The organism is Anabaena sp. WFMT (assembly GCF_051781005.1).
Lineage (GTDB): Bacteria > Cyanobacteriota > Cyanobacteriia > Cyanobacteriales > Nostocaceae > Anabaena.
Window position 1 is genome coordinate 642,444 of record NZ_JBPWOA010000002.1, and the last position, 12,157, is coordinate 654,600.

The 12,157-nt window shown below is 37.9% G+C and carries 16 protein-coding genes; 9 read left to right on the plus strand and 7 right to left on the minus strand.

Annotation, left to right across the window (positions count from 1 at the left end; all coding sequences use genetic code 11):
• The first annotated feature begins 617 nt into the window (after positions 1–617).
• Positions 618–1,802, plus strand: coding sequence for a GNAT family N-acetyltransferase (locus ACSQ6I_RS03135; protein ID WP_438888833.1), 1,185 nt, complete (start codon positions 618–620; stop codon positions 1,800–1,802).
• 105 nt (positions 1,803–1,907) lie between these two features.
• Positions 1,908–2,291: a DUF4346 domain-containing protein gene (locus tag ACSQ6I_RS03140; protein ID WP_438888834.1), complete on the plus strand. Its 384-nt coding sequence runs from the start codon at positions 1,908–1,910 to the stop codon at positions 2,289–2,291.
• A gap of 73 nt (positions 2,292–2,364) precedes the next feature.
• Here ACSQ6I_RS03140 and psb32 read toward each other — a convergent pair whose 3' ends face one another.
• Complete coding sequence (gene psb32, locus ACSQ6I_RS03145; RefSeq protein WP_438888835.1) at positions 2,365–3,093, minus strand: photosystem II repair protein Psb32; 729 nt, start codon at positions 3,091–3,093, stop codon at positions 2,365–2,367.
• Between the two features lie 151 nt (positions 3,094–3,244).
• On the opposite strand from psb32, the gene surE reads away from it, so the two are divergent.
• Positions 3,245–3,925 carry a 5'/3'-nucleotidase SurE gene (gene surE / locus ACSQ6I_RS03150; RefSeq protein WP_438888836.1) on the plus strand — a complete coding sequence of 227 codons (681 nt, stop codon included), beginning with the start codon at positions 3,245–3,247 and terminating at the stop codon, positions 3,923–3,925.
• A gap of 9 nt (positions 3,926–3,934) precedes the next feature.
• On the opposite strand, the gene ACSQ6I_RS03155 is transcribed toward surE, so the two are convergent.
• Positions 3,935–4,294 (minus strand): hypothetical protein, encoded by a 360-nt coding sequence (locus ACSQ6I_RS03155; protein WP_438888837.1) that lies wholly within the window; start codon positions 4,292–4,294, stop codon positions 3,935–3,937.
• A gap of 290 nt (positions 4,295–4,584) precedes the next feature.
• Positions 4,585–5,256: a HupE/UreJ family protein gene (locus ACSQ6I_RS03160; protein WP_438888838.1), complete on the minus strand. Its 672-nt coding sequence runs from the start codon at positions 5,254–5,256 to the stop codon at positions 4,585–4,587.
• 230 nt (positions 5,257–5,486) lie between these two features.
• On the opposite strand from ACSQ6I_RS03160, the gene ACSQ6I_RS03165 reads away from it, so the two are divergent.
• The 5 genes from ACSQ6I_RS03165 (at position 5,487) to ACSQ6I_RS03185 (ending at position 7,623) form a co-directional block, all read left to right on the plus strand.
• Positions 5,487–5,843, plus strand: coding sequence for a translation initiation factor (locus ACSQ6I_RS03165; protein ID WP_323314717.1), 357 nt, complete (start codon positions 5,487–5,489; stop codon positions 5,841–5,843).
• A gap of 89 nt (positions 5,844–5,932) precedes the next feature.
• Positions 5,933–6,091, plus strand: a complete 159-nt coding sequence (locus ACSQ6I_RS03170; protein WP_438888839.1) for a YqaE/Pmp3 family membrane protein — start codon at positions 5,933–5,935, stop codon at positions 6,089–6,091.
• A 78-nt stretch (positions 6,092–6,169) separates the two neighbouring features.
• Positions 6,170–6,820 carry a methyltransferase family protein gene (locus tag ACSQ6I_RS03175; RefSeq protein WP_438888840.1) on the plus strand — a complete coding sequence of 217 codons (651 nt, stop codon included), beginning with the start codon at positions 6,170–6,172 and terminating at the stop codon, positions 6,818–6,820.
• A 169-nt stretch (positions 6,821–6,989) separates the two neighbouring features.
• Complete coding sequence (locus ACSQ6I_RS03180; protein ID WP_438888841.1) at positions 6,990–7,379, plus strand: hypothetical protein; 390 nt, start codon at positions 6,990–6,992, stop codon at positions 7,377–7,379.
• Between the two features lie 61 nt (positions 7,380–7,440).
• Entirely contained in the window at positions 7,441–7,623 is a 183-nt protein-coding gene (locus tag ACSQ6I_RS03185) for a hypothetical protein (RefSeq protein ID WP_438888842.1), read from the plus strand.
• Positions 7,624–7,773: 150 nt separating this feature from the next.
• Here the strand turns inward: ACSQ6I_RS03185 and ACSQ6I_RS03190 are convergent, their stop codons facing one another.
• Positions 7,774–7,899, minus strand: coding sequence for a hypothetical protein (locus ACSQ6I_RS03190; RefSeq protein WP_438888843.1), 126 nt, complete (start codon positions 7,897–7,899; stop codon positions 7,774–7,776).
• 173 nt (positions 7,900–8,072) lie between these two features.
• Between ACSQ6I_RS03190 and ACSQ6I_RS03195 the strand changes: the two genes are divergently transcribed.
• Positions 8,073–8,960 carry an aromatic ring-hydroxylating dioxygenase subunit alpha gene (locus ACSQ6I_RS03195; protein ID WP_438888844.1) on the plus strand — a complete coding sequence of 296 codons (888 nt, stop codon included), beginning with the start codon at positions 8,073–8,075 and terminating at the stop codon, positions 8,958–8,960.
• 302 nt (positions 8,961–9,262) lie between these two features.
• Here ACSQ6I_RS03195 and ACSQ6I_RS03200 read toward each other — a convergent pair whose 3' ends face one another.
• The 3 genes from ACSQ6I_RS03200 to ACSQ6I_RS03210 all read right to left on the minus strand — a co-directional run bounded on the left by ACSQ6I_RS03200 (position 9,263) and on the right by ACSQ6I_RS03210 (position 12,093).
• On the minus strand, positions 9,263–10,441 hold the full coding sequence (locus ACSQ6I_RS03200) for an acyltransferase family protein (RefSeq protein WP_438888846.1): 1,179 nt from the start codon (positions 10,439–10,441) through the stop codon (positions 9,263–9,265).
• A 182-nt stretch (positions 10,442–10,623) separates the two neighbouring features.
• On the minus strand, positions 10,624–11,337 hold the full coding sequence (locus ACSQ6I_RS03205) for a DapH/DapD/GlmU-related protein (protein ID WP_438888847.1): 714 nt from the start codon (positions 11,335–11,337) through the stop codon (positions 10,624–10,626).
• Positions 11,338–11,964: 627 nt separating this feature from the next.
• Entirely contained in the window at positions 11,965–12,093 is a 129-nt protein-coding gene (locus ACSQ6I_RS03210) for a hypothetical protein (RefSeq protein WP_277882422.1), read from the minus strand.
• Positions 12,094–12,157 lie beyond the last annotated feature (64 nt).

A 12,157-nucleotide genomic window follows, 5' to 3' on the forward strand; every position in this document is an offset into this window, starting at 1 on the left:
TATACCAAAACTATGATTAAGTAAATTTGATTTAATAATGATTTGTGTGGTATATCCATTTAGGTATGAAATTAAGCAATATTTTCTTGTGTGCATGGATTTTTCTAAAATCAACACACTGACAAGAGAAATATCAAAACTATCAAACCAACTCAATGGTGCAATATTTTCCTCATACCAGAGTAGTTGTGGCCATGAGTAAAGATGGCAAGATAGTTGATTTGAGGCGAAATCACCTGCTTGGTTTAGCTCAGGGACTGACAAAACACACCTGGAAAAACAAATTGCTGTCTCTGATGCCGTTCTATTTGGTGTTGTTACGCTTCATGCCTACGGTACAACACTTGCAGTATTACGTCCAATACTGCTGCAACAGAGAAAAAAAATAAATCTCCTCAGCCAGTTCATATAGTGTTTTCGGGTTCTGGAAACCGCAATCCGGTTAAATTCTTTCCACAACCAGTTTGTTAAATGCTGGTTAGTTACAAACTGCGAGAAGTTTAGAGTTCATCAATAAGTATTTTGGCATGATCGGCTGCAACAATCAGTGTGATGGATTACGCTAAAAAAAGCTTTTGCTAACTCCTTAGTTCAAAGTAGATATTTAAACCCACACGATGGTAAAACAACTCAAACCTAACTATTCTGTCGTTTGGACTAACAAAATGGCCGAGGTTCCCCAAGCAGCCTGGGATGATTTGGCTATGCCACTGCAAACCCCTTTTTTAGAGTGGGAGTGGCTGAATAATATGGAAACCTCCCACAGTGCTACAGCAAATGCAGGTTGGTTGCCAAATCACCTGACATTGTGGCGAGATAGAAGCTTAGTTGCTGCTGCTCCACTTTACCTGAAAGGGCATAGTCAGGGCGAATTTGTCTTTGATCATCAGTGGGCTGAGTTAGCTTCTCGCATTGGGGTAGAATATTATCCGAAACTTTTGGGAATGGCACCCTTTACCCCTGCGGAAGGCTATCGCTTTTTAATTGCACCTGGGGAGGATGAAGAGGAAATAACAGCAATGATGTTGCATGAAATTGACTCTTTTTGCCTGAGAAATGGCATTTCTGGCTGTCATTTTCTCTATGTTGATCCCCAATGGCGACCTGTGTTAGAACGTCAAGGTTTTACGGCTTGGTTGCACCATAGCTATATTTGGGAAAATTCTGAATTTAAAACTTTTGATGATTATTTGGGAGTGTTCAATGCTAATCAAAGGCGGAATATTAAGCGGGAACGCAAAGCTGTAGATAAAGCAGGTTTACGTCTGCAAGCGTTGACTGGTGAAGAAATTCCGAAGTCGCTGTTTCCGTTGATGTATGATTTTTATGCTGATACCTGCGATAAGTTCGGTTGGTGGGGTAGCAAGTATCTCACAAAGAGGTTTTTTGAGCAGTTATATACTAATTATCGCCATCGGGTGGCGTTTTTTGCCGCCTACAGTGAACAAGATGATCGCCAACCTGTGGGGATGTCCTTTTGTTTATTTAAGGATGATAAACTATATGGGCGATATTGGGGGAGTTTTCAAGACATAGATTGCTTACATTTTGATGCTTGTTATTATGCACCGATTGAATGGGCGATCGCTCATGGTATCCAATCTTTTGACCCTGGTGCAGGGGGTAGACACAAGAAACGGCGCGGTTTTCCGGCTAAACCCAATTATAGTCTCCACCGCTTTTACAACAATCGTTTAGGGCAAATACTGCGCCCCTATATCTTGGAGGTGAATCAAATGGAAGAGGAGGAAATGAAGGCAATGAATGCAGAGTTACCTTTTGCTGCCAAGAGTCCAGAATAAAAATATAGTTCCAGCTTGTAATTTTTAAGGAAAAGGTAGCTTAAGAATTACACTGGAAATGTAATGTAAAAAACTGTTGAAATAATTTCTCTTTTTAGAATTGGTATGGATTTAATAGTTGATGATTTAGCGGCAATTGATAATAAACTTTCTCAGCGTCATATTGACCTTGATCCCGCTGGATATTTCATTATTTATGTGGATGAAAATGCGAGGTTAATTTATGCCAAGCATTTTACAAATGTGATTGATGAACGTGGTTTAGCAGTAGATCCTGAAACAGGTCAGGTAATTCCAGCACGGGGAAAAGTGGAGAGAATTCACACCACGGTATATTGTGCGCGGACAGCAAAAGAATTGTGTGTGAAGATTTTTGAAGAAACTCAACCCTGTCCGGTAACTATGTTAAACCATGCAGCTTATCTGGGACGGGAATTTGTCCGCGCTGAATTTGCTTTAGTGACGGGTAAGGAATACGTACAGGATTAGGAACTGGAGATTGAGGTTTAGGGACAATTGGTTATAGTTTGAACCCAATCCCCAATCCCCAATCCCCAATCACCTATGCCTCATTTGATGGCTGATTGATTTGGTAGATGTAGTAAGTTGCCATTGGGATGACAGTGGCAGCAATTAATAATCCAACTACCCAAGCAGTAGCATTACCTTGATCAGTATCTTCAGCTTTTGTAAATGTACCTTCTACCTGTATAGTTTCTACTACTTTTGGAGGGCCAGGATCTGGTTGACCAGAGATGACAGCAACCAAGCGATCACTCACGTCAACAAAGGCTTGGTTATATTTATTACCATTTCGTAATGGAACACCCAAGGTTTCCTCAGCCACACTATAAGCTATAGAGTCAGTCAGAGTAGACTTAACTTGATCCCCGCTAATAATAGCCGCATTATTCGTAACAGTATCAATCACCAACAAAGATTGATTTGCTTGCGCTTCAGGAGTGGGAAACCATTTTTCAAATAGTCCTTTAGCAAAACTTTCTGGTGTTTCCCCATAGTCAAGACGGTGAACAGTGACTATTCTGACTTCATTACCAGTGTCTTGTGCCAATTCTTTGAAAGCACCACTGATTTGACCTTCATTGAAACGGCTAATAACTTCACCTTGATCGACAATCCAGGTATCTGATGCCAGGTTGGGTATTTGATACACACCTGTAGCGAAAGCTGGTACAGCAAAAAGAGAACTCACCATCATCACCATTAAGGGTAAAATGAGGCGGATAAAGTATTTTTGCATACTAAATAATTGCTTGAATAGCTGTTTCATTGGATGAATCCTAAGACAGTATTGCAATCAAAATACTACAGAACCTATACCAAAAGCATCTTATCTGTGGATAATTAATTCTAGGCTGCTTGAGTCCACAGACAAAAATATCTGCGTATCTCCGCGTTTATCTGCGTTAAAAAATACAATAATGACCATAATCTTAACTAACGACGACGGCATCGACGCACCTGGTATCCAAGCCTTACTCAAAGCTGTCAACGGTAAAAACGTAATTATTGCTGCACCGCAAGAACATCAGTCAGGTTGTGGGCATCAAGTTACAACTACTAGTCCTATTAACCTACAACGTCGTTCTGAAGTTGAATATGCGATCGCAGGAACTCCCGCTGATTGCGTGAGAATTGCCATAACACAAATAGATAAAAATGTCAAATATGTCCTCTCAGGTATTAATGCTGGAGGAAATTTGGGAGTTGATGCTTACATTTCTGGTACTGTCGCTGCTGTCAGAGAAGCAGCAATGCACGGTATTCCCGGAATCGCTATTTCTCAATATCGCAAAGCCAAGCTTAATTATGATTGGGATTTAGCTGCTAAATGGACATCAGCAATTTTGGCAGATTTACTCCCACGTCCTTTAGAACCTGGTAGTTTCTGGAATGTAAATTTACCCCATCTTTTACCAGAAAGTCCAGATCCGGAAGTGGTATTTTGTCAACCTTGTACCAAACCTTTACCTGTTAACTACCGGATAGAAGGTGATAATTTTTATTATGTTGGGGAATATGGTAAACGAAGTCGCACTTTAGGTAGTGATGTGGATGTATGTTTTTCTGGAAATATTGCGATTACTCAGTTAAGAGTTTGATTTAAAAGTTCATGTTTCTTCATCTACACTTTGTAGCAAAGACACAATTTTGTTTACAGTTTGTGTCAATTGACTAATTTCTTGTATTGAATCTTTCTGAGATTCAGCCAGACTTTGTACAGCATCACACAAAGCAAAAATTTGATAACCTTGCTGCTGCACCTGTTTTCCTTGAGCTTCCACTTGCAAACCCAGAGCATCTACTCTTTGAGCAAGACGTTCAATTGTTTCAGTAGTAGAGAGTACTGCTTCACCGATTTGCTCAACAATAGATTCTAATCTACTTATTTTAGCTTCGACTGCTGTTGAAATCATTTCCTGTCCACCCCAATTTTGAGAAATCATCATAGTAATATGGTTAATATTCATCAAATAATTTCATAATCAGTACTAAATTGTGTTAATCGAGATTTGAAAATCAAACAGAGATAGTATTTATAGCCATGCTATTTGATTTATAAACCTACGAATGATTAAGGATTACTAAATCCTGTAATTTGTGGTTGTCGGGTAAAAATACTGACGTTTTTTCACAAGTAGTTGGGATGTTGAAAAATAATCCTAAGTGGGTAATTGTTTAAACATTTTTTTTACAGACAATTACCAACCTAGTGATTATCGAAGTCGCAAAAACTACGTTAGAAGTATTTTCTTGATCTTTAGATTACTGCGTTACCCAAAAATATGATACCAATTGCACAAAAAGTTAACCCAATCCAGCGAATTATTTTCGGGAACATCTGGTTAATTGCGGCCTTGCTGATAATTACGCCTATTTTTCTAGCACTCATGACAATCACGGCTTGGGTTAAAGTAACACCAATAACATAAAGTACTAGAGTTACCGTTTCTGCACTTAGGATCGCTTGACTATCAACGTAACCCTGAGATAAACCAGCTATCGCAGCAAGTATGGCACAAACTAACCAACTGACTTGATTACGTAGGACTAAGATTACACCAAAGATAATAGTGCAAATAGCCAGTACTATTTCTGCACCTGGTAAATTTAGTTGAGACAGATGAATCAATTGTCCACAGAAGGCAGCTAGTACAAAAGATACAATTATCCAAGTACCACTTGCAAATCTGGCAGAGAGTAAACCGATAGCTACTATACCAGCTAGACGATCTAAGCCAATGACTGGATCTGCTATCCCCCAAATAAACCCTTCCCAACAGTTGGAAATGGTATGCTGAACTGGCGCTCCACCGGATGAACTCAGTAGACTAATTAAGATTAAAGCAGCGATACCACCCAGAAGACGATACTGTCTAGAGATGGGTGATTTCTCGGAATTAGGGGATGTTGATAATGCAATTTTGAACATAATTATATCTCAAATTAGTCTTTTCGGTAATTTATATTACTCTAAACCTCTCATCGTCAAAAAAATTAATGTATTCACATAGATTTATCAGAATGCTGGTTACATCTGCATAAGGTGGGCGATTGATTGGCTAAAATGACAGAACAGAGTCTATTGAAATGCTATAACTCAGTACCATCCTGTAACGCTGACTACTTCACCAAACGTTTATTTTCCCTGAATTAAATTTTATGTCTTCTTCCAATCCCAAATCTGACAAACGCTTTGTCTACCAAGAATTTGGTAACGGTAGCTCACCTGCACTAGAACGCGCTGTAGAACGCGGAATCCAAGATTTACCCCCAAACCAGCAAAATGTGAGAATACAAGCCACTCGCGCTGGAAGAAAAGGTAAAACTGTGACAGTAATTACTGGTTTTCAAACCAAACCAGAAACCTTAGCAGCTTTGCTGAAACAGTTAAAAGCCCAATGTGGTACAGGTGGTACTGTCAAAGAAAACGAAATTGAGATTCAGGGCGATCATAAGCAGAAGATTTTGGAGATTTTAATTAAGCTTGGTTACAAAGCTAAAATCAGCGGTGGTTAATGAGTACGGTTTACCGTATCATTTCAGGAATCGTATTTACAGAAAATGATGTTAACTGTAGAGATGTCGAATATTAATAGGAGGCTGAAATGGATTTAGTACGGATTTTATGCGCGATTTTTCTGCCACCTTTAGGAGTATTTTTGCAAGTAGGTTTCGGTGCAGACTTTTGGATTAATGTTGTCTTGACGTTACTCGGCTATTTTCCTGGTATTATCCACGCAGTTTGGATTATTGCGAAGAAATAATTATTGTGGAGAGGTAGGTTAGATTTGCCTATCTCTCTATTTTTTACTAACTTAAAAAATCTCACCAAAAGCCAGAATATGAAAATAAATTATCCCATTAATTTTCACAAAGGTCTAACTTTCCTCATTGTGTTGGGACTAATGGTTTTATATGATAATTTTACTATTGGAGCTTGGGTTTATCTTGCTCTTCATAGTACTTATGGTTTTCTTTGGTTAATAAAAGATACTATATTTCCAGATAAACAATGGGAGCAAGAAATTCCCACTGTCCAAGGAATTATTACCTTTTTTATACTTGGATTATACTGGATAGCACCATTTATTCTCATTAGTAGTGGTACTGTTCCACCTTTACCATTAGTAGCTGCTGCTATTGTTTTGAATATTGTAGGTGTGTTTTTACATTTTACCAGTGATGCCCAGAAATACTATACACTCAAGTATAAAACTGGATTAATTACAGAAGGTTTTTTTGCTAAATGTCGTAATACTAATTACCTGGGAGAAGTATTGATTTATCTGGCATTTGCTATGTTAACTCAGCATTGGCTACCTTTCTTAATACTTGGGTTATTTATAGCTATGATATTTGTTCCCAACATGAACAAAAAAGATAAATCTCTGTCTCGATATCCTGATTTTGAGGAATACAAAGAACGTTCTGGTTTGCTGTTTCCTAAACTATTGATTTCCAGAAATATTCAGGAAGAAAAAACTACAGCATAACAGCAATATAGCGGTATGCATTTGAATGAAATACACCATAGCCCCCTCATCGCTTGCGGGGAGGGGGTTGGGGGTGGGGTTCCTGTATCTCACTCAACCGAGAACCGCTATAAGTTTGTCCACGATTAAATACACAACCATACAATTTACTGTCACCAAAGAGAGTTTTATGAACTACAAAGCCATTACATTAGCTACAATTTTAGGAATTTCTACACCTGCAATTATTGATATGGCTATTCCTAATCAGGCTGTGGCTGTGAAAAGATTTGATTATCCAGCAGGTGAATTTAGAGATAAGGATTGGATAGTAAATTTATCTTTTAGCAATAATGTTTATTACTATTATGGAGAGAACCGTAATAATAATTCTAATATCAATTTATCTGGTGCTGTTGCTTCTGGAAATAAACAACGTCAAGTTTATACATGGAATAATAATGGATTGAAATATCAAGTTACCTGGCGACCAAGTGATCCGAATTTTATTCGTGTTGAGGTGATTAGACCTAATGGTAAGGTAATTTTAAATCGGGTACTTAAAGCTGTTAGCAATTAAGGTTATTGATTGGTAATAGGTAATTTGTGAAAACTGATTACCTATTTTTTATGGGGTTTTCTTGGTAGAGCTACTTATCTATAGCGGTTCTCGGTTGAGTGAGATACAAGAACCTCACCCCCAACCCCCTCCCCGCAAGCGATCTCCTTATTCACCACAAATACCAATCCTCTGGAATCAAGGCATAATTACCGCGATCGCTTATCATAAGGATGATAACCTTTGTGAGACACCCCAAAAATGATGGCAAAAATGCCTTGCGGGGTACTTTCCACCGCCTCTAAATGGCTGTTGTGGGTATTCCCAATTCCAATAAATCAAACCACTCCCCCCTGAGTGCTTCAGTGTAGGCAGCAGAGGTCTGCATCCTGAGTGTTATAAATGGTTTTCAGAATTAATCATCTTCAAGTGGAAACTCATCTCTCTTGTCTAGATACATCCTTGATTTTGGCAATGTGAGCGATCGCTTCCCTTGATAAAGTGTGAAAAAAATCGCTCCATGTATGCAGTTAGGTAACATACAGCACTTCCTGATGTTATGAGGTACAGTTTTTCATCGCCAAGCCTGTAGGGGTGGGGTTTCCCCGCCCTCGATTGTATTACATTCGACCGAGAACTGCTGTATATCCTGAATTAATTGCAAATAAACGCATAAATTGTGATCAAACAATTCCTTTAAACCTAAATTCTAAAATGGCTAAAATACCTTTGTTTTTAAGAAATATTTGGTACTATGCATTACCAAGTAAGCAGCTAAAACCTGGACAAACACTTTCAAAAACTCTCCTGAACGAGCTAATTGTTTTTAGTCGGGATAGCTCAGGCAAAGTTTTTGCCAAGCTTAGTGAAACGAAAAGTTATCCAATACAAGAGGCACAAGGAAATATTTGGATTTATATGTCCAATGATGAGACTTCTTTAATACTAGAAGACATCCCTAGAATCCCTGATTTTGGCGACCAATCCCACCAAGCTTTTGAATCTATCCGCCTTCCCTGTGATGTTGATCATGCCGTAGTAGGACTAATCGATCCTGCTCATATTGCTTTCGTTCACCAGGCATGGTGGTGGCGTTCCCCAGAAACATTAAATGAGGTAGTCAAAACCTTTGACCCATCTCTGTACGGCTTTACCATGCGAAAGCATCCACTAGAGCAACAAACCTTTTTCTATCGCTTGATTGGACGTAATCCACAGATAGAAATCTCATTCCGTTTACCTGGGATTCGGATTGAGGGGGTATCTACTGATAAAAATATGGTCTATAATTTAACAGCAATTACTCCTATTTCCGAAACTGAAACAGAGGAAACAACCCTGTTTTACACAACTTTACCGTGGTTCCCCATTCTCCAACCATTGTTACTATGGTTTACCCGTAGTTTTCTCAATCAAGATCGAAAAATTTTGCTTAAACAACAAATTGGCTTGAAACATAATCCACCCTTAACTTTAGTTGGAGATGCCGATGCTCAAGCACGTTGGTATTATAGATTGAAGGCAGAATTTGCTCGATCTCAAATACAGGGCTATTCTTTTGTTAACCCAATTAGAGAAAAGATACTTCGATGGCGTAGCTAAGTAGGTTGGCGTTAAAATAATTCGTAATTCGTAATTCGTAATTCGTAATTAAGTTTTGCAAAGGGGATTTAGACCTCGACACAAAACTTGCTACCTGTAGAGGCAGAGGAATTAAACCCCCAAAATTGGTTAAAAATTGCCGTTGGGATCAGGCAGGGGGCAGGGAGAAAAAGGGTTTTATTCTGCCCACCTACTTAAATATGCGTGACCTGAAACCCCTGGAGAGACGTTCCATGGGTAGGGATTCTCGGCTTTACAATCTTTACCGGAGATGTCTCATTATTAATTCTGCATAGGTTTTTCTAAATTACTACATCTTTTATTTTCCGCTTTTTTAAGAAACTGGACATGAATGGCCGCTCAAAGAATAAGTAAAACCAATAAGCAATGATGAGTGACATTGCCGTGCCTAGCAAATAGGATGCTGCTGCAAACATATTTGGTGAGATGGGCAGGTAAAACAGGAAGTAACGCACAAACACCAAAACTGGCCCATGAATAAGATATAGGCTATATGAAAATGTCCCCAGTGCGATCGCCCAAGGATGTTGTAAGATCCGTAGTGCTAATGGTGGTTTTTTCCCTTCAGTAATTGACTTAGTTAAGGAAATAAATAAACAGGCAAATGCAAGACCAGCAAAACTCTGATTAATCCATATATGCAATCCTAGTGGTCGCCATTCAGTTATAAAAGCAATACCAGTAAAGATAATAGCCAACCGACCCCAAGGTAGAGAATTTCTGATCGCTACTAGCTTGGGTTTTCGAGAAAATCCAATATCAGCCGCCGCCATTCCTAAAGAAAATATACCCAAAAGCCAAGGATTTGCTTGTTCAAGAAACCCATTTAATAAGTAAAGCGGTGTGATACCAATTACAAAAGCGATGATAACAACTGATGTTAATCCAACACGCCGCCATATAGGCAGTAATAATAGTGGAAACAAAAAATACATTTGCCATTCCGTTGGGATACTCCACATAGGTGAGTTAATACTTATGTACGTATGCTCACTCAAATTGTGGACTAATAGCAGGTGAGTTACAACATCCATCAAAGAAAATTTAGGTGAAAATGAGCCGAAACCAGCTACTTCATTCCATCTAAAACTTGTATATTGCTCTAATATGAAAACAACTGCTCCTATTAATAAACAAATGAATAAAGCTATGTAATATGGAGGTAAAATTCTCCGCGAACGTCTCTTGATATAATTAATCAAACTTCCCGGTAAATGACCATTTTCAGAACGAGCTACTGGCAACATCAAAACATAACCAGAAAGCACAATAAAACTGATCACACTAAATGCACCATATTTCATAACCCTGGCAAAAAAGAACCAGTGTAGAGGCAATTGATCTCCGATTCCTGGTTCAACGTGAACAAGTACAACATACAAAGATGCCAATCCCCTTAATCCATCTAAATAAGGGAGATGAACTCTCTTTTCAGTAGATTTTTCTGTAATTATTGTCATTCAATTAATCTCCTATTATGTTTTGAATAATAGATACTGTATCGGGAGCATCTCATTTTCGTAAAAACACCGCTGTCATTCTGAGTGAAGCGTCAAAGAATCTCCAGCTATAATTGTAAAGGTGAAATAGTCCCTACTTTATCCTCTGATTAACAGCAGAATTTCTGTTTAATTAAAGTGTGTTATGAGTGGGAGAGTTCTGTAGATTTCAACTTAACAATTTCTTTCCCATTACGACTTTTAATTACTCGTGCAGGTATACCCACAGCTACCGAAAATGGGGGAATATCTTTAGTCACAACAGCGCCAGCACCAATAACACTGCCTTTACCAATGGTCACACCGTCTAATACTTTCACTCCATGTCCTAGCCAACAATCATCTTCAATCACAATTCCCTTGCGAGTAATACCTTGGTATTTGATTGGCTTTATTGGATCTGTAAAATTGTGATTATTGGCATATATTCCCGTGTGGGCTGCAATTAAACACTGTTTACCAATTTTGATATTTCCAGGGCCAGCAATACAAACGCTGGGTCCAATAAAAGTATCTTCACCAATTTCGATATAAGTTTTGTTTAATGCTCCTATCAGAACGTTACGCTCTAGGATAACTCCATTTTCTAGATGAATTATATTGTTTTCATGTCCTTCTCCATCTATACGAACACCTTTAAAAATATACACTCTATCGCCAATTTCAATAGCATCAGTACTGATAAATTCAACACCATCTTGAATATAAACTGAGCTACCTATCTGAGCAAAAATAGTGCGATATAGTAAATTACGTAACTTTACACCCCCAAAAATTGTCGGAATATCGCCTATAAGAGTGGTTAATAAAAGTTGTTGAAATCGCTTCCATTTTGAAAATTTGTTTAATTCATTCATGGCTCTATTATTTCCGGCTAAATTTTGAAATTGGAGATTTGTCGAATTGTGAAATTCCTAACTAAAGACATCCTGTATTTAAGTCTTTTTATGTATCATCTATATTTTTAGACTTGCATTTTGAAATTGCAGATTTCTAAAAAAGAAGATGACTAATATCAGGTTTTTCAAGTATTTGAAAAACCCAAAGCAATTTGGTAAAGGTAGAAGCTATTGAATACAGATGTTATTTAATTGTTAGACATAGCTATGCAAAAAATGCTGTATATGTTTACAAGCAAATTCTGTAATTACAGTAGTTTGCAAGTGTCTGAGTTCTGCTATAATATTTAGTACTTGTATTAGTTAGAAATTAGAGAAAATATTTTTTGATATTCCAAACTGATTAATACTGAAGCTTAATGCTTAAACACAACACTCAACATCTAACTCTTGATGTGTAATATTTAGCAATTTGCCAAGCTAGTATAATTCAGATATTCTGTTATCAAATATCAAAATAGTGATTCTAATTCAAATTACATCTGTTTATGCTCTTCCAAGGTGAGAATGTAATTTTCTCACTGCTATCAAGATGTAATTGTTGAATTCCTCATAAATTTTCTAAGCAAGTACAAGTACGTTAAATTAAGGGGGAGTATCTCCAACTTCAGCCATTACATTGAAGTTAACCATCGGAGCAAACAAATAAACGCTTCCCCGATTACTATAACGGCTTCCTTGCAGCCAGTTTGTTGAGTCTGCTGCTGTTGTCATTATTATGTACACAGAGAATTTACTGATTCACTAAAGTGCCTTTATAGTGACACGAGTAGTGTGC